This is a genomic window from Pseudomonas sp. N040 (genome assembly GCF_015637705.1).
GTDB lineage: Bacteria > Pseudomonadota > Gammaproteobacteria > Pseudomonadales > Pseudomonadaceae > Aquipseudomonas.
The window spans coordinates 224,042-241,187 of the sequence record NZ_JADOBE010000003.1 but is presented as its reverse complement, the minus strand read 5'-3'; the positions used below and the strand labels follow the sequence as shown (position 1 = coordinate 241,187).

The following is a 17,146-nucleotide window of genomic DNA, read 5'->3' as shown; positions in this document are numbered from 1 at the left end:
ATCAGCCGCGAAACTCCGCGCGCCCGCGATAAATCGCCTTGTCGCCCAACTGCTCTTCGATGCGCAGCAGCTGGTTGTACTTGGACACGCGATCGGAGCGGCACAGCGAGCCGGTCTTGATCTGCCCGGCCGCAGTACCGACGGCCAGGTCGGCAATGGTGCTGTCTTCGGTTTCACCGCTGCGGTGCGAGATCACCGCGGTGTAGCCGGCTGCCTTGGCCATCTGGATGGCTTCCAGGGTCTCGGTCAGCGAGCCGATCTGGTTGAACTTGATCAGGATCGAATTGCCGATCGATTCGTCGATACCACGCTTGAGGATCCTGGTGTTGGTCACGAACAGGTCATCCCCCACCAGCTGGATTTTCTCGCCGATCTTGTCGGTCAGCACTTTCCAGCCGGCCCAGTCGGACTCATCCATGCCGTCTTCGATGGAGATGATCGGGTAGCGCTGGGTCAGGCCGGCCAGGTAGTCGGCAAAGCCTTCGGCGCTGAATACCTTGCCTTCGCCGGCGAGGTCGTACTGGCCGTCTTCGAAGAATTCGGAGGAAGCGCAGTCCAAGGCCAGGGTCACGTCAGTGCCCAGCTGGTAGCCAGCGTTGGCCACGGCTTCGGCGATGGCTGCCAGCGCATCCTCGTTGGAAGCCAGGTTCGGTGCGAAGCCGCCTTCGTCACCCACCGAGGTGCTCAGGCCACGGGCCTTGAGCACGGCTTTGAGGTGATGGAAGATCTCGGTGCCCATGCGCAGGGCCTCGGAGAAGGTCTTGGCGCCGACCGGCTGGACCATGAATTCCTGGATGTCGACGTTGTTGTCGGCGTGCTCGCCGCCGTTGATGATGTTCATCATCGGCACCGGCATGGAATAGACGCCCGGGGTGCCGTTGAGGTCGGCGATGTGCGCATACAGCGGCACGCCCTTGGCCTGGGCCGCCGCCTTGGCCGCAGCCAGGGACACGGCGAGGATGGCGTTGGCGCCCAGCGAAGCTTTGTTCTCGGTACCGTCGAGGGCGATCATCGCGCGGTCCAGGCCTTGCTGGTCAACTGGGTCCTTGCCCAGCAGCAGGTCTCGGATCGGGCCATTGATGTTGCCAACGGCCTTCAATACGCCCTTGCCCAGGTAACGGCGCTTGTCGCCATCACGCAGTTCCAGCGCTTCGCGCGAGCCGGTGGAAGCACCGGACGGCGCACAGGCGCTGCCGATGATGCCGTTGTCGAGGATCACATCGGCTTCCACGGTGGGGTTGCCACGGGAGTCGAGAACTTCACGACCCTTGATATCGACGATCTTTGCCATTCTTGCTAGCACTCCAGGGATTTGAATAACGGGCCGGGGGGGACTTCAGGCAGTCTCGATCGGCGGGAAACTCTTGACCAGGTCATCCAGCTGCTTGAGCTGGGTGAGAAAGGGCTCCAGCTTGTCCAGGCGCAAGGCACAAGGGCCATCGCACTTGGCATTGTCCGGATCCGGATGGGCCTCGAGGAACAGGCCGGCCAAGCCCTGGCTGAGCCCGGCCTTGGCCAGGTCGGTGACCTGCCCACGCCGTCCACCCGCGGAATCGGCGCGCCCGCCGGGCATCTGCAGGGCGTGGGTGACGTCGAAGAACACCGGGTACTCGAACTGCTTCATGATGCCGAAGCCGAGCATGTCCACCACCAGGTTATTGTAGCCGAAGGAGGAACCGCGCTCGCACAGGATCAGTTGGTCGTTGCCGGCCTCCTCGCACTTGCGCAGGATATGCTTCATCTCCTGTGGCGCAAGGAACTGGGCCTTCTTGATATTGATCACCGCGCCGGTCCTGGCCATGGCCACCACCAGGTCGGTCTGCCGCGACAAAAAAGCCGGCAGCTGGATGATGTCGCACACCGCCGCCACCGGGGCAGCCTGATACGGCTCATGCACGTCGGTGATCACTGGCACGCCGAAGGTCTTCTTCACTTCCTCGAAGATCTTCATGCCCTCGTCCAGGCCCGGGCCGCGGAACGAGGTGATCGAGGAGCGGTTGGCCTTGTCGAAGCTGGCCTTGAACACGTAGGGGATGCCGAGCTTGTCGGTGACCCGCACGTATTCTTCACAGGCCCGCAGCGCCAGATCACGCGACTCCATGACGTTGATACCGCCAAACAACACGAACGGCTTGTCGTTGGCGATCTCGATACTGCCTACCCGGATAGTCTTCTGGCTCATGCCTTGCGTGCCTTGTACGCCAGCGCGGCGGAAACGAAGCCAGTAAACAACGGGTGGCCGTCACGCGGGGTGGAGGTGAATTCCGGATGGAACTGGCAGGCGACGAACCATGGATGATCCGGAGCCTCGACGACCTCCACCAGCGCACCATCGGCCGAACGCCCGGTGACTTTGAGGCCGGCAGCCTGCAGAGCTGGCAGCAGGTTGTTGTTGACCTCGTAACGATGCCGGTGACGCTCGACAATCACATCCTTGCCGTAGCAGTCATGCACCCGCGAGCCATTCAGCAACTGGCAATCCTGCGCGCCCAGGCGCATGGTGCCGCCCAGATCGGAGGCCTCGGTGCGCACTTCGAGATCGCCACTGGCGGTTGCCCACTCGGTAATCAGGCCAACCACCGGATGCTTGCTGTGCGGGTCGAACTCGGAAGAGTTGGCATCGCTCCAGCCCAGCACATCACGGGCAAACTCGATCACCGCGACCTGCATGCCGAGACAGATGCCTAGGTACGGGATCCTGTTGTCGCGGGCGTATTTGACCGCGGTAATCTTGCCTTCGACACCGCGCAGGCCGAAACCGCCGGGAACCAGGATGGCATCCGCCCCCTCCAGCAGACCGACGCCCTTGGTTTCAATGTCTTCCGAATCGATGTAGCGCAGATTGACCTTGGTGCGCGTCTGGATGCCGGCATGGCTCATCGCCTCGATCAGCGACTTGTAGGCATCCAGCAGCTCCATGTACTTGCCGACCATGGCAATGGTGACTTCATGCTCGGGGTGCAGCTTGGCATCCACCACGCGGTCCCATTCGGACAGGTCGGCCGGTTTGCAGTGCAGGCCAAAGCGCTCGACGACAATCTCATCCAGGCCCTGGGCGTGCAGTACCGACGGAATCTTGTAGATGGTGTCGACGTCTTCCAGGCCGATCACCGCGCGTTCTTCCACGTTGGTGAACAGGGCGATCTTGCGCCGCGACGACAGGTCGATCTCATGGTCGGAACGGCAGATCAGCACATCCGGCTGCAGGCCGATCGAACGCAGCTCCTTGACCGAATGCTGGGTCGGCTTGGTCTTGGTCTCGCCAGCGGTGGCGATGTACGGCACCAGGGTCAGGTGCATCAGCATGGCGCGCTTGGCACCCACTTCCAGGCGCAGCTGGCGAATCGCCTCGAGAAACGGTTGCGACTCGATATCGCCAACCGTGCCACCGATTTCGACCATGGCCACGTCGGCATCACCGGCGCCCTTGATGATGCGCCGCTTGATTTCGTCGGTGATGTGCGGAATCACCTGAATCGTCGCCCCCAGGTAATCACCGCGCCGCTCCCGGCGCAGCACATCTTCGTAGACGCGCCCGGTGGTGAAGTTGTTGTCCTGGGTCATGGTGGTGCGGATAAAGCGCTCGTAGTGCCCCAGATCCAGGTCGGTCTCGGCGCCGTCATGGGTAACGAACACCTCGCCATGCTGGAACGGACTCATGGTTCCCGGATCCACGTTGATATAGGGATCCAGCTTGAGCATGGTGACCTTGAGGCCCCGCGCTTCCAGGATCGCCGCCAGTGAAGCCGAGGCAATGCCTTTCCCCAAAGAAGAAACAACACCGCCCGTCACGAAAATGAAGCGCGTCATGAAAAACCCTAGAAGTCTGCGTTTAAGCGGCCAGTGCCGCCGGGAAAAGCAAAACAGGCCCTATCGACCTGACAGAAACAGCTGGCCATCACGGATTCCGGAGGGCTCCGCAAAAGCGCTAGTAAGACGGTTGAGCAGTCTACCGGAAACGCCATTTCAGCTCAAACCTTGACAGCCAGCCGGCGGCTCCCAAAGCAAACGCCAGGCCGCCTGGGAAATGGCGCTGCACCGCGGCAAATTGGCGACAGCAATCAGCTCCTCGCCGCGATACAGCAGCGGCAGGCGCGCGCGCGCAAATGACGGCACCCCGGATTCATTCAGCAGGCGCTTCAGGTCGCGATGACCGCGCCCCGCCACCAGCAGACGCTCGCCGCCTTGCCGATAGCGAACACGCAGCGGACCCGCTGGCGGCTCACCGGCAAAGCTGAGCACGCCGTTTCCCGGCAACGGCAGGGCCTGGTCTGGCTGCAGCCAATCAATCTCGCCGCTCGGTGCCGGCAACCAGTCGCCAGGTAGCCACCACACCCGGCCCCCGGCGCGCCTGAGCTCGCCCTGCGCCAGACGCCAGACCGGGCTTGCATCAACCGCGGCGTCGCGCAGGGCCAGCCATCCGGCCCAGTGCGCGCGGTCAGGCAACTCGGTCAGCGGGGCCAGAAAGGCGCGCAGGGCATTGCGCTGCCGGGCGTCGCCGAGCTTCTGCAGCGCAGCCAGGTCCAGGCACGGCAGGCCCAGCCAGGAAAACTCCGGAGCAGCCTGTGCGGCATGCAGATCCTGGGCTGCCAGCTCATCCAGCAAGGTTTGCGCTTCCGCCAGCTGCTCGGCATTGCGCGCGAGAGTCGCGCCAGCCGCCGACCAGCGCTGCTCGAGCAGCGGCAGGACCTGATGGCGGAGGAAGTTCCGTGCGTAATGGCAATCGCTGTTGGAGGGATCCTCGACCCAGCACAACTGATGCGCCCGTGCGTAGGCTTCCAGTTCCGCGCGGGAAACATCCAGCAGCGGGCGCAGCAGCGTGCCCGCCCCCAACGCCCGCTGGCGCGGCATGCCGGCCAAGCCCTTCAGCCCGGAGCCACGCAACAGCCGAAACAGCAGGGTTTCCGCCTGATCATCCCGGTGCTGGGCCGTCAGCAACACTTCGGCAGGTGCCAGCAGGCGCTCGAACGCCTGGTAGCGCGCCGCTCTCGCCGCGCGTTCCAGGCTACTGGCGGAACGCTGCACTGTCACCGGTTCAACCCGCAAAGGCACACCTAGTCCGTCGCACACGGCCTGGCAATGTGCCGGCCAGGCTGCAGCCACCGCCTGCAGATCATGCTGGACATGAATAGCCGTAAGCGGGGGCAAGCGCTGCAGCCGGCCGAGGCTTGCCAGCAAATGCAGCAGCACAGTCGAATCCAGCCCCCCGGAAAAAGCCACGCGCCAGGCCGGCGCCGCAGACCACGGCAGAAGGCTTTCAAGCAGGCGCGATTCAAAGCTAGTCATGGGAGACAAGCTTAAAACAACAACGGGCCCGCAGGCCCGTTGTTTGTGCATCTTCCGTCAGGCGATGCCATAGCTCATCAGACGCTCGTAGCGACGTTCCAGCAACTTGTCGGTATCGAGTTTTTTCAGCACCGCCAACTGTTTCACCAGCTGGCCGCGCAGGGTATCAGCCATCGCCAGCGGATCATTGTGTGCGCCACCCATTGGCTCGGGCACCACGTTATCGACAATCCCCAGCCCCTTCAGCCGGTCGGCGGTAATCCCCATGGCTTCTGCTGCCTCGGGAGCCTTTTCTGCGGTTTTCCACAGAATAGAGGCACAACCTTCGGGGGAAATAACCGAGTAGGTGGAGTACTGCAGCATGTTCAGGGTGTCACAGACACCAATTGCCAGGGCACCGCCGGAGCCACCCTCGCCAATCACGGTGGCAATGATCGGCGTTTTCAGACGCGCCATCACCCGCAGGTTCCAGGCAATCGCCTCGCTCTGGCCACGCTCTTCCGCGTCAATGCCCGGATACGCGCCAGGCGTATCGATAAAGGTGAGGATCGGGAGCTTGAAGCGCTCGGCCATTTCCATCAGGCGGCAGGCCTTGCGATAGCCTTCGGGACGCGGCATGCCGAAATTGCGCCGCACTTTCTCGCGCACCTCGCGACCCTTCTGATGACCGATGACCATCACCGGCTCGCCCTCCAGGCGGGCGATGCCGCCGACAATGGCAGCATCATCGGAAAAGTGCCGATCACCGTGCAGTTCATCGAACTCGGTGAACAGGTGTTCCAGGTAGTCGAGGGTATAGGGACGGCGCGGATGGCGGGCCAGGCGGGCGATCTGCCAACTGGTCAGGTTGCTGAAAATGCTTTCCGTCAGTGCCTTGCTCTTGTCCTGCAGACGGGCGATCTCGTCAGTGATATTCAGCGAGTTGTCATTCCCCACCAGGCGCAGACCTTCTATCTTGGCTTGCAGGTCGGCAATCGGCTGTTCGAAATCAAGAAAATTCGGGTTCATGTTGGTTCCGTCTGGGGCCGCAGCCTTGCGGGCTGCCGGCTAGATCTAGTTACGCCCTACATTACGGGATCAGGCATCAAGGGTCGATAGCAATGCCGGAGCACGATCCGTGCATCAGCGGTAGTGCAAAAAGACGTTGTCGCGGCCGAACTGGTCACGTAAAGCCTGAATCAGTGTATCGGCCGGGTCGATGCGCCAGCCATCACCAAACTGCAACAAGGCTTTGGCACTGCTACCGGTATAGTCCAAAGTCAGCGGACAGGCACCCCGATGCCGGGCGCACAATTCGCCCAGCCAGCGCAAACGCTCACCCTGCAAGGCTGCCGCAGCCACGTTCAACCGCAAACTGTCGGCCAACGCCGTGCGCGCCTCCTCCAGCCCGAGCACGCGCTTGGCGCGCAGGCGCAAGCCACCGGAAAAATCGTCATTGCTGACCTCCCCTTCCACCACCACCAGCGCATCGGTCTGCAACAGTGCCTGGGCAGCCGCAAAGGCATCGGCAAACAGCGAGGCCTCGATGCGTCCGGAGCGGTCATCCAGGGTGACGAAGCCCATCTTGTCGCCCTTCTTGTTCTTCATCACCCGCAGATTGACAATCAGTCCGGCGACCGTCTGCACCTCGCGGGAAGGCTTCAGATCAATGATGCGCTGGCGGGCGAAACGCCTGACCTCGCCCTCGTACTCATCAATCGGGTGGCCGGTCAGGTACAGGCCCAGGGTTTCCTTCTCGCCGCGCAGGCGCTCCTTGAGCGACAACTCCTTCGCGTTGCGAAATTTGGCATAGACATCCACCTCGGGCTCGGCAAACAACCCGCCGAACAAATCCGCATGACCGCTGTCATGGCTGCGCGCCGCCTGCTCGGCAGCCGCCACTGCCTCCTCCATCGCCGCCAGCAACACGGCCCGATTGCGATCGACATTGGCCTGATACGCCTTCAGCTCGTCATAAAAGTAAGGCCCGAGCCGGTCCAGCGCACCTCCGCGAATCAGCGCCTCGAGGGTGCGCTTGTTGATCCGCTTCAGATCCACCCGGGCGCAGAAGTCGAACAGATCCTTGAAAGCCCCCTGCTGGCGGGCCTCGACCAATGCCTCCACCGGACCCTCACCGACGCCCTTGATCGCACCAAGCCCATAGATGATGTGGCCATCGGGATCTACCGTGAACTTGAACTCCGAGTTGTTCACATCCGGCGCATCCAGGCGCAGCTTCATGCTGCGACACTCCTCGATCAGCGTCACCACCTTGTCGGTGTTGTGCATGTCCGCAGACAGCACGGCGGCCATGAAAGGTGCCGGATAGTGCGTTTTCAGCCAGGCCGTCTGGTAGGAAACCAGACCATAGGCAGCCGAGTGCGACTTGTTGAAGCCGTAGCCGGCGAACTTTTCCACCAGGTCGAAGATATTACCGGCCAGTTCGGCATCAATGCCGTTGCCGGCACAACCCTCGATGAAGCCGCCACGCTGCTTGGCCATCTCTTCGGGTTTTTTCTTGCCCATGGCGCGGCGCAGCATGTCGGCGCCGCCGAGCGTATAGCCGGCCATCACCTGGGCGATCTGCATCACCTGTTCCTGGTAGAGAATGATGCCGTAGGTCGGTGCCAGTACCGGCTTGAGGCCCTCGTACTGATAGTCGGGATGCGGGTAAGCCAGTTCCGCGCGGCCGTGCTTGCGGTTGATGAAGTCGTCGACCATGCCGGATTGCAGCGGGCCGGGGCGGAACAGTGCAACCAGCGCGATCAGGTCTTCCAGGCAGTCGGGCTTGAGCTTCTTGATCAGCTCCTTCATGCCGCGCGATTCCAGCTGGAAAACCGCGGTAGTCTCGGCCTTCTGCAGCAACTGGTAGGTCTTCTTGTCGTCCAGCGGGATGAAGTCGATATCCAGTGCCGGCAAGCCATTGCGGGCCTGCTCGCGGTTGATGGTCTCCATCGCCCACTTGATGATGGTCAGCGTGCGCAGCCCGAGGAAGTCGAACTTGACCAGCCCGGCCGCCTCGACATCGTCCTTGTCGAACTGGGTCACCAGCCCGTCGCCTTCGTCATCGCAATAGATCGGCGAGAAGTCGGTCAGCTTGGTCGGCGCAATCACCACACCACCAGCGTGCTTGCCGACATTGCGCACCACGCCTTCGAGCTTGAGGGCCATCTCCCAGATCTCGGCGGCCTCTTCATCGACCTTGAGGAAGTCGCGCAACGGCTCCTCCATCTCGTAGGCCTTCTCCAGGGTCATGCCGACCTCGAAGGGAATCATCTTCGACAGGCGATCAGCCAGTCCGTATGACTTGCCCTGTACCCGCGCCACGTCGCGCACCACGGCCTTGGCCGCCATCGAACCGAAAGTGATGATCTGGCTTACCGCATTGCGTCCGTACTTGTCCGCCACATAGTCAATAACCCGGTCCCGCCCGTCCATGCAGAAGTCGACGTCAAAGTCGGGCATGGAGACCCGCTCGGGATTGAGGAAGCGCTCGAACAGCAGGTCATAGGCCAGCGGATCCAGGTCGGTGATGCGCAACACGTAGGCGACCAGCGATCCGGCACCCGAACCGCGGCCCGGGCCCACCGGCACGCCGTTGTTTTTCGCCCACTTAATGAAGTCCATGACGATCAGGAAGTAACCGGGAAAACCCATCTGGATGATGATGTCCAGTTCGAACTTCAGCCGGTCCAGGTACACCTGGCGCTTTTCCGCGTAATCCGGGGTGGTTGCCTGCGGCCACAGCACGGCCAGGCGTTCCTCCAGCCCTTCGTGGGCCACCTGGCGCAGGTAGTCATCGATGCTCATGCCGTCCGGGGTCGGGAAATCCGGCAGGAAGTGCTTGCCCAGTTGCACGTCGATATTGCAGCGCCGGGCAATCTGCACGGTGTTCTCCAGCGCCTCGGGCAGATCGGCAAACAGTTCTTGCATCTCTTGCGGAGACTTGAGGTATTGCTGATCGGAAAAGCTGCGCGGCCGCCGCGGGTCATCCAGCGCCCGGCCTTCGCCGATGCACACACGGGTTTCGTGGGCCTCGAAGTCCCCCGGCTTGAGAAAGCGCACATCGTTGGTAGCGACCAGCGGTACCTGGCAGCGACTGGCCAGCTCAACGGCCAGATGCAGGTGCTCCTCGTCATTCACCCGACTGGTGCGCTGCACTTCCAGATAGAACCGCCCGGGGAAAACTGCCTGCCACTCGGCCAGCAGTGCCTCGGCCTCGGCATTGTTCTCTGCCAGCAGGGCAAGACCGATTTCACCCTCGCGGGCACCGGACAAGGCGATCAGCCCTTCGGCAGCCTGCTTGACCCAGTCCCGTTCGATAATCACTTCGCCATTGCGCTGGCCTTCGACAAAACCCCGGGAAATCAGCTCGGTCAGATTGCGATAGCCCTTGCTGTTCATGGCCAGCAAGGTCATCCGCGTCAGCGGGCCATCCTCGGCCGAATTGGCCAGCCAGATATCGGCACCACAGATCGGCTTGATCCCGCCCGCCATCGCCGCCTTGTAGAACTTCACCAGCGCACACAGGTTGCCCTGATCGGTGACCGCCACGGCCGGCATTCCGGCACTGGCGACAGCCTTGATCAGCGGCTTGACCCGGACCAGGCCATCGACCAGGGAATACTCGGTATGCAGACGCAAATGGACAAAGCTGACAGTCATGAAAATTCCGCAAAGGATTCAGAAACGGCAAGGCCCGGATTGTACCGGGCCTTGCCGCAAACAACAGCGCGCAACATCACGCGGATTCCAGCAACGCGCGCGGCGCCGGATCAGGTGCCTTCGAGCAAGCGCCGCACCGGCGCGAAACTGCGTCGGTGAATATCTGCCGGCCCCAGCCGCAACAAGGCCGCCAGATGCTCGGGCGTCGGATAGCCCTTGTGCCCGGCAATGCCGTAGCCCGGGTACAGGCGATCCAGCTGGTGCATTTCGCGGTCGCGACTGACCTTGGCCAGAATCGACGCCGCCGCAATCGCCGGCACCTTGCTATCGCCTTGAATCACCGCGGCGCTGGGCATCTTCAGTTTAGGACAACGATTGCCATCGATCAGCGCCAGCCGGGGGGTCACCGCCAGCCCTTCGACTGCTCGCTGCATGGCCAGCATGGTGGCGTGCAGGATGTTCAGGCAGTCGATCTCCGCCACCTCGGCCCGGGCAATGCACCAGGCCAGCGCCTTCTCGCAGATTTCCTCGAACAGCGCCTCGCGGCGTGCCTCGCTGAGCTTCTTCGAATCATTCAGTCCGCGAATCGGCCGCGCCGGATCCAGGATGACCGCCGCCGTAACCACCGGCCCGCACAGGGGGCCGCGACCTACCTCATCGACACCGGCAACCAGCTCTTCCACCAGCGCAAAATCGAGCCCCAGCTGCATCAGCGGCCGACCAGTGCCAGTACTGCTTCAGCCGCCTGCACGGAGGCGTCCTGACGCAAGATGCGGTGAATCTCGGCAAAGCTCTCGGTCTGGGCCTGGCCATCCTGGAGCAGGGTCGACATCGCCTCAGCCAATGCCGCCGGCGTTGCCGCGTCCTGAATGAATTCGGGCACCAGCTGTCGCCCCGCCAGCAGATTCGGCAAGGAGAACAACGTGGTTTTGATCAGGCGGCGCAATATCCGGTAGGTCAGATTCGCCACCCGGTAAGCCACCACCATCGGCCGCTGGTGCAGCAAGGCCTCCAGGGTTGCCGTGCCCGAGGCGATCAGCACCGCATCGCAGGCCGCCAGCGCTTCATGGGAACGCCCATCCAGCAGCCCAAGTGGCAGATTGCGGCCAATCAGTAGTTGTTCCAGCTGCTCACGGCGGGCCGGACTGGCACACGGCAGCACGAAGCGCAGTCCCGGGCGCAACAGGCTAAGGCGCTCGGCCGCATCCAGGAACAGCGGCCCGAGCCTGCTCACCTCGCCACCGCGACTGCCTGGCAGCAAGGCCACCACGGTCGCCTCGTCGGCCAAATCCAGGCTGCGGCGTGCCGCAGCGCGATCAACCTGCAATGGAATGGTATTCGCCAGGGGATGCCCCACAAAGCGCACCGGCACTCCGTGCTCCTGGTAGAAACGCGCCTCGAAGGGAAACAGCGTGAGCATCAAGTCGCAGGCCTGGCGAATCTTGAATACCCGCTTTTGGCGCCAGGCCCAGACTGAAGGGCTGACGTAATGCACGGTGCGGATACCCGCCCGACGCAACTTCAGCTCCAAGCCCAGATTGAAATCGGGGGCATCGATGCCGATGAAGACATCCGGACGCTCGGCCAGCAAGGTGCGAATCAGCCGGCGCCGGCGCCACAACAGCTCGAACAGGCGCCCTAGCACTTCGACCAGGCCCATGACCGAAAGTCGTTCCATTGGAAAATAGGAGCGCAGGCCCTCTGCTTCCATGCGCGGACCGCCGACGCCCAGAAACTCGACGCCAGGGTGCCGGGCCTTTAGCGCCTGCATCAGGCCGGCACCCAGAATATCGCCAGAAGCCTCGCCTGCGACCAGCGCCACTCGCAACGTGCTGACCATGCTTTAGCGCGTGATGCCGCGACTGGAAGCCTGGATGGAGTCGCGGAAAACCGCCACTTCGGGGAACTCGCCAGCCAGCTCGGCAAGCTCGGCCAGCGCCAGCTCTACCGTCAGCCCCTGCCGATAAACGATCTTGTAGGCGCGGCGCAGGGCCTGCATGGCTTCATTGCTGAAGCCGCGCCGCCGCAGGCCTTCAAAGTTCATGCTGCGTGCTTCGGCAGGATTGCCGAATACGGTGACATAGGCTGGCACGTCCTTGCCAATGGCAGTCGCCATGCCGGAAAAACTGTGTGCGCCAAGGTGGCAAAACTGGTGAACCAGGGTAAATCCGGACAGAATCACCCAGTCATTGAGGTGTACATGGCCGGCCAGCGAGGCGTTGTTGACCAGAATGCAATGATTGGCAATCACACAGTCATGCCCGACATGCACATAAGCCATCAGCAGATTGTGGTCGCCAATGGTGGTTTCCGCACGGTCCTGAACGGTGCCGCGGTGGATGGTCACACCTTCACGGATGATGTTGTTGTCACCGATGACCAGGCGGGTATCCTCGCCCTTGTATTTAAGGTCCGGAGTGTCTTCACCCACTGAAGAAAACTGGTAAATCCGGTTATTTCTACCAATCCTGGTGGGCCCCTTGATGATCACATGAGGTCCAACCACTGTACCCTCGCCTATCTCGACGTTCGCTCCGATGATCGACCACGGGCCGACCTGAACGTCATCCGCCAGCCTGGCTGACGGATCGATAATGGCACGAGGGTCAATCAAACTCATAGCTTGCGTTCCGCACAAATGATTTCAGCCGAACAGACTTCCTTGCCATCGACAGTCGCCCTGCACTCGAACTTCCAGATGCTGCGCTTGGAGCTTAAATAGCGCGCCTCGAGCTGCAACTGGTCACCTGGCACCACCGGCTGGCGAAAGCGCAGCTTGTCCGAACCGACAAAATAATACAGCGTTCCATCGGTAGGCTTCAGCCCCATCATCTTGAAGCCCAGAATACCCGCCGCCTGGGCCATGGCTTCAATGATCAGCACACCCGGCATGATCGGGTGCTGGGGAAAATGGCCATTAAAAAAGGGCTCATTAATGGTCACATTCTTGTAGGCAACGATCTGCTTGCCTTCAACATCCAGCGTCTTTACCCGGTCTACCAGCAGAAAAGGATAGCGATGCGGCAGGTATTCGCGAATTTCGTTGATGTCCATCATAAAAGCAGAAGGCCTGTATTGAGGTTTGAAGGCTGCAATGGCTGCAGGCTATGCATCAGATGAAACATCAGCGGGCGGGGTCACCGCGGCCACGCGCTTCTCCAACTGCTGCAGGCGCCGAGCGAGATCATCCAGGTGACGCAGACGGGTCACACTCTTCTTCCATTCAGCCGCTGGCTGCATCGCCGTGCCGGAAGAATAGGCGCCCGGCTCACTGATCGAACGGGTCACCATGGTCATGCCGGTCACGAAGACGTTATCGCAGACCTCGATGTGTCCAACCATGCCAACGCCGCCGGCGATCATGCAGTGCTTGCCGATCTTGGTACTGCCGGATATGCCGACGCAGCCAGCCATGGCCGTGTGATCACCTACCTGAACGTTATGCGCGATCATGATTTGATTGTCGAGCTTCACCCCGTTGCCAATCAGGGTGTCAGCCAGCGCGCCACGGTCAATGGTCGTGTTGGCGCCGATTTCCACATCATCACCGATGCAGACGCCGCCAATCTGGGCAATTTTCTGCCAGACGCCGTTTTCGTTGGCAAAGCCAAAGCCTTCACCACCGATCACCGCGCCTGACTGGATCACTACACGCTGACCGATGCGCACGTCGTGATACAGGGTCACGCGGGGAGCCAGCCAGCCATTCGCGCCAATCTGGCTGCGGGCGCCGATCACGCAATGGGCACCGATGGTCACCCCGGCAGCGATCTGCGCCGCGGATTCGATGACGACACCAGGACCGATGCTGGCGGTGCTGTCGACCAATGCGTCCGGCGCGATGACCGCGCTCGGATGGACTCCGGCAGGCGCGCGTGGCTTGCGATCGAACAGATGGGAAAGCTGCCCGTAGGCCAGATAAGGATTGGCTACCACCAGCGCATTGCCGGTGAACCCCTCGGCATCTGCCACCGTCAACAGAACAGCGGCTGCCTGGGTAGTTGCAAGGTATTTTCGGTACTGCGGGTTCGCCAGAAAGCTCAATTGCCCGGCCCCAGCCTCCTGCAACGCAGCGAGACCGGTGATACTCAGCGTGGCATCACCAGACAGGCTTGCGCAAAGCCGCTCTGCGAGCTGGCCAAGGGTAAACACCGGAGCCGTCATCTCAGCCCTGCTTGTTCATCAGCTCGATGACCTTGCGCGTAATGTCGTATTGCGGCTTGACATCCACCACGGCACCACGCTCGAGCACCAGATCGTAGGCGCCTTCCTTCAGCACCTGCTCGACTGCCTTGTCCAGCTTGGGTTTCAGATTCTTCAGCATTTCCCGATCGGCGATGGCCTTGGCTTCGTTCAGCTCTTTCGACTGGAACTGAAAGTCACGGGCCTTTTGCTTGAACTCGAGCTCAAGCCGCTCACGGTCGGCCTGCGCCATCTTGTCACCGCCCTTGACCAGCTTGTCCTGAATGCCCTTGGCATCGGTCTCCAGCTTTTTCAGACGGGTAAGCTGCGGACCAAATTTCTTTTCGGCATCCACGGTATATTTTTTTGCGGCATTCGATTCGAGCAGTGCCATCTGATAATTCAGAACTGCAATCTTCATCTCGGCAAATGCTGGCATGGCTACCAGGGCAATACCGAGCAGAACCAGCTGGGTCAACTTACGCACAATGCACTCCTGCGACACACACGATAATCGTGATGAATAAACCCGATCAGAAGGTCTGACCAAGGGTGAACTGGAAGAACTGCGGATCACTGTTGTCCGGTTCCTTGATCGGGGTAGCAATAGCAAAGCCCAGCGGACCCATGGCGGTAATCCAGGTCAGCCCAACGCCGGCGGAAACCGCCAGATCGCCCAGGCTCGGGCTGTTGCAGTCAACCACGAAATCGCCGCAATTGGAGCTGAATACATTGCCCGCATCGACAAACGCGACGGTGCGCAGACTGCTCTGATCCTTGATGAACGGCAGGGGAAAGAGGAAGTCGACACCGCCGGTTATCAGCACATTGCCGCCAAACGGCTGGTCATCCTGATCTGGGTCGGTACAGATGCCAGTCTCCGGGTTGCACTGGTAATAGCCTGTAACCGGATCATAGTTAGGCATCTGGTTGGCGCCACCGGGTGCATAAGGATATGCCAGGCTGGCCACCGCGCGCGGCCCGAGCGAGCCACTGCGGAAACCACGCACCGAACTGATACCGCCGGCAAAGTAGTTTTCATAGAACGGCAAGCCGTCGGTACCGCCGAAGCCATCGCCGTAGCCCAGCTCGGTGTGCAGGCGCAGGGCGGTCTGCTTGCTGGTCGGAGTGAAATGCTGGCCACGGTAGTCGAGCTTGTAGAACTCCAGATCGCTGGCGCCAGGCACTGCGGCCTGCAGGGACAGGCTCTGCGAATAACCGCGGTTGGGCAGAATCCCGCGGTTCAGCGTGGACTCGCCCCAGCCGATGGAAGCCTTCAGGTTGGTGAAGTCGGCCGTGTCGGCACTGCCACCATTGGCTTCCATGAATTCCAGGATGGCGGGAACCGTATAGGTGCCGCTGTTCAGCGAGTCCTGCGAGATTACCAACCCGTAATTCAGCGAGGAGGTCTCGCTGATCGGGTAGCCAATGCTCATCCCCGCGCCCAGGGTATCCACCGAGTAACTGGTGACATCGTAATCCGCTTCGTCGTAGTCGGTGGTGTTGTAGAACAGGTTGTAGCCAAGGCTGACCCCGTCCATGGTCCAGTACGGGTCGACAAACCCCAGGTTGTAACTGCTCTGGTATTCGCTGCGGCTCAGGCCAAAGCTCACCCGGTTACCGGTACCGAGGAAGTTGTTCTGGGTGATTGCGCCACCCAGGATAAGACCGGCGTCCTGGGCAAAACCCACGCTGGCGGTAATCGAGCCGGAGGGCTGCTCTTCAACGCTGTAATTCACGTCAACCAGATCGTCGCTGCCGGGAACCTGCGGGGTTTCCACATTGACTTCCTTGAAGAAGCCCAGTCGTTCTAGGCGCAGCTTGGATTGATCGATCTGGTAAGTCGATGCCCAGCCACCCTCCATCTGGCGCATTTCACGGCGCAGCACTTCATCTTCAGTCTTGGTGTTGCCGCGGAAGCTGATGCGATTGACGTAGGCGCGCTTGCGCGGATCGACCACAAAGGTCACGACCACGGTGTGGGCCTGCTCATCGGGTTGCGGCACCCCGTTGACGTTGGCAAAGGTATAGCCATCGTTACCCAGGCGACGGGTAATCAGCTCGGACGTCGTGGTCATGATCTTGCGCGAGAAGACCTGGCCCGGCTGAACCAGCAGCAGGGCACGGATTTCCTCCTCGGGCACCTTGATGTCACCGCTGAGTTTTACCTCGCTGACGGTGAACTTGGCACCCTCATCGATATTGACGGTGACATAGACGCTTTCCTTGTCCGGCGTAATGGATACCTGCGTGGAGGTGATATCCATGTTGATATAGCCACGGTCCAGATAGTACGAGCGCAATCTTTCCAGGTCACCGGAAAGCTTTTCGCGGGAATACTTGTCATCACTGCTGAAGAACGATAGCCATCCGGTGGTTTTCAGCTCGAACAGGGCGCTGAGGTCCTCCTCGGGAAACACTGTATTGCCCACCACGTTGATCTGCTTGATGGTGGCAACTGTGCCTTCATGGATGGTGATCTTTACCGCCACCCGGTTGCGTGGCTGCGGCAGGGCTTCGGTCTCGATTTCGGCCGAATAGCGGCCCTGCGCCACATACTGGCGCAGCAACTCGTTGCGCACGCCTTCGAGGGTGGCACGCTGGAATATTTCACCTTCTGCCAGGCCGGACTTTTCCAGCCCCTTGAGCAGGTCTTCGGTGGTAATGGCCTTGTTACCCTCAATCTTGATACTGGAGATCGAGGGGCGTTCGACCACGCTGACAATCAGGATATTGCCATCCCGACCCAGCTGGATATCCTGAAAGAATCCGGTCTTGAACAGGGCCCGCGTGGCATCCACCAGGCTCTGATCATCGACCTGATCGCCGACATTGAGCGGCAGGGCACCGAACACGCTGCCGGCAGATACGCGCTGCAGGCCATTGACGCGGATGTCGGAAATCGTGAAGGACTCGGCGTAAGCCGCACCAGTCATGAAAATGGAGAGCAACGCAATTAGGAGCAGGCGTTTCATGAAGTCCTTTTTACCAACAATAAATTAGAAAACCGATGAACCAGCATTAAAGGAAGCCC

Annotated in this window: 13 protein-coding genes; all 13 read right to left on the bottom strand. The window is 61.2% G+C overall.

What is annotated here, in order from left to right; genetic code table 11:
- Window position 1: 1 nt before the first annotated feature.
- The gene (eno, locus tag ISX93_RS06475) at window positions 2-1,291 is read right to left on the bottom strand and encodes a phosphopyruvate hydratase (RefSeq protein ID WP_195777898.1); all 1,290 of its coding nucleotides are present in this window, start codon (window positions 1,289-1,291) and stop codon (window positions 2-4) included.
- Between the two features lie 45 nt (window positions 1,292-1,336).
- The gene (gene kdsA, locus ISX93_RS06470; RefSeq protein WP_195777897.1) at window positions 1,337-2,182 is read right to left on the bottom strand and encodes a 3-deoxy-8-phosphooctulonate synthase; all 846 of its coding nucleotides are present in this window, start codon (window positions 2,180-2,182) and stop codon (window positions 1,337-1,339) included.
- On the bottom strand, window positions 2,179-3,810 hold the full coding sequence (locus ISX93_RS06465) for a CTP synthase (RefSeq protein WP_195777896.1): 1,632 nt from the start codon (window positions 3,808-3,810) through the stop codon (window positions 2,179-2,181). Before ISX93_RS06465 ends, kdsA begins: the two co-directional genes overlap by 4 nt.
- A 156-nt stretch (window positions 3,811-3,966) precedes the next feature.
- A complete protein-coding gene (gene tilS / locus ISX93_RS06460; protein WP_195777895.1) occupies window positions 3,967-5,286 on the bottom strand; it encodes a tRNA lysidine(34) synthetase TilS in 1,320 nt (439 codons plus the stop codon).
- A gap of 57 nt (window positions 5,287-5,343) precedes the next feature.
- On the bottom strand, window positions 5,344-6,294 hold the full coding sequence (gene accA / locus ISX93_RS06455) for an acetyl-CoA carboxylase carboxyl transferase subunit alpha (RefSeq protein WP_195777894.1): 951 nt from the start codon (window positions 6,292-6,294) through the stop codon (window positions 5,344-5,346).
- Between the two features lie 114 nt (window positions 6,295-6,408).
- A complete protein-coding gene (gene dnaE / locus ISX93_RS06450) occupies window positions 6,409-9,930 on the bottom strand; it encodes a DNA polymerase III subunit alpha (RefSeq protein WP_195777893.1) in 3,522 nt (1,173 codons plus the stop codon).
- A 110-nt stretch (window positions 9,931-10,040) separates the two neighbouring features.
- Window positions 10,041-10,640 carry a ribonuclease HII gene (gene rnhB / locus ISX93_RS06445; protein WP_195777892.1) on the bottom strand — a complete coding sequence of 200 codons (600 nt, stop codon included), beginning with the start codon at window positions 10,638-10,640 and terminating at the stop codon, window positions 10,041-10,043.
- Complete coding sequence (gene lpxB / locus ISX93_RS06440) at window positions 10,640-11,770, bottom strand: lipid-A-disaccharide synthase (protein WP_195777891.1); 1,131 nt, start codon at window positions 11,768-11,770, stop codon at window positions 10,640-10,642. The genes rnhB and lpxB overlap by 1 nt, the downstream gene beginning before the upstream one ends.
- Before the next feature lie 3 nt (window positions 11,771-11,773).
- Window positions 11,774-12,550, bottom strand: a complete 777-nt coding sequence (gene lpxA, locus ISX93_RS06435) for an acyl-ACP--UDP-N-acetylglucosamine O-acyltransferase (protein ID WP_195777890.1) — start codon at window positions 12,548-12,550, stop codon at window positions 11,774-11,776.
- Window positions 12,547-12,987, bottom strand: coding sequence for a 3-hydroxyacyl-ACP dehydratase FabZ (gene fabZ, locus ISX93_RS06430; RefSeq protein WP_195777889.1), 441 nt, complete (start codon window positions 12,985-12,987; stop codon window positions 12,547-12,549). Before fabZ ends, lpxA begins: the two co-directional genes overlap by 4 nt.
- A gap of 48 nt (window positions 12,988-13,035) precedes the next feature.
- Window positions 13,036-14,094 (bottom strand): UDP-3-O-(3-hydroxymyristoyl)glucosamine N-acyltransferase, encoded by a 1,059-nt coding sequence (gene lpxD / locus ISX93_RS06425; protein ID WP_195777888.1) that lies wholly within the window; start codon window positions 14,092-14,094, stop codon window positions 13,036-13,038.
- A gap of 1 nt (window position 14,095) precedes the next feature.
- Window positions 14,096-14,599 (bottom strand): OmpH family outer membrane protein, encoded by a 504-nt coding sequence (locus ISX93_RS06420; RefSeq protein WP_195777887.1) that lies wholly within the window; start codon window positions 14,597-14,599, stop codon window positions 14,096-14,098.
- Between the two features lie 46 nt (window positions 14,600-14,645).
- A complete protein-coding gene (bamA, locus tag ISX93_RS06415) occupies window positions 14,646-17,087 on the bottom strand; it encodes an outer membrane protein assembly factor BamA (RefSeq protein WP_195777886.1) in 2,442 nt (813 codons plus the stop codon).
- Between the last annotated feature and the right edge of the window lie 59 nt (window positions 17,088-17,146).

Coding starts and splice junctions, on each gene's coding strand:
- lpxB (WP_195777891.1), bottom strand. CDS start 11,770: ATGGTCAGCACGTTGCGAGTGGCGCTGGTCGCAGGCGAGGCTTCTGGC.
- rnhB (WP_195777892.1), bottom strand. CDS start 10,640: ATGCAGCTGGGGCTCGATTTTGCGCTGGTGGAAGAGCTGGTTGCCGGT.
- fabZ (WP_195777889.1), bottom strand. CDS start 12,987: ATGATGGACATCAACGAAATTCGCGAATACCTGCCGCATCGCTATCCT.
- lpxD (WP_195777888.1), bottom strand. CDS start 14,094: ATGACGGCTCCGGTGTTTACCCTTGGCCAGCTCGCAGAGCGGCTTTGC.
- ISX93_RS06465 (WP_195777896.1), bottom strand. CDS start 3,810: ATGACGCGCTTCATTTTCGTGACGGGCGGTGTTGTTTCTTCTTTGGGG.
- kdsA (WP_195777897.1), bottom strand. CDS start 2,182: ATGAGCCAGAAGACTATCCGGGTAGGCAGTATCGAGATCGCCAACGAC.
- tilS (WP_195777895.1), bottom strand. CDS start 5,286: ATGACTAGCTTTGAATCGCGCCTGCTTGAAAGCCTTCTGCCGTGGTCT.
- dnaE (WP_195777893.1), bottom strand. CDS start 9,930: ATGACTGTCAGCTTTGTCCATTTGCGTCTGCATACCGAGTATTCCCTG.
- bamA (WP_195777886.1), bottom strand. CDS start 17,087: ATGAAACGCCTGCTCCTAATTGCGTTGCTCTCCATTTTCATGACTGGT.
- eno (WP_195777898.1), bottom strand. CDS start 1,291: ATGGCAAAGATCGTCGATATCAAGGGTCGTGAAGTTCTCGACTCCCGT.
- accA (WP_195777894.1), bottom strand. CDS start 6,294: ATGAACCCGAATTTTCTTGATTTCGAACAGCCGATTGCCGACCTGCAA.
- lpxA (WP_195777890.1), bottom strand. CDS start 12,550: ATGAGTTTGATTGACCCTCGTGCCATTATCGATCCGTCAGCCAGGCTG.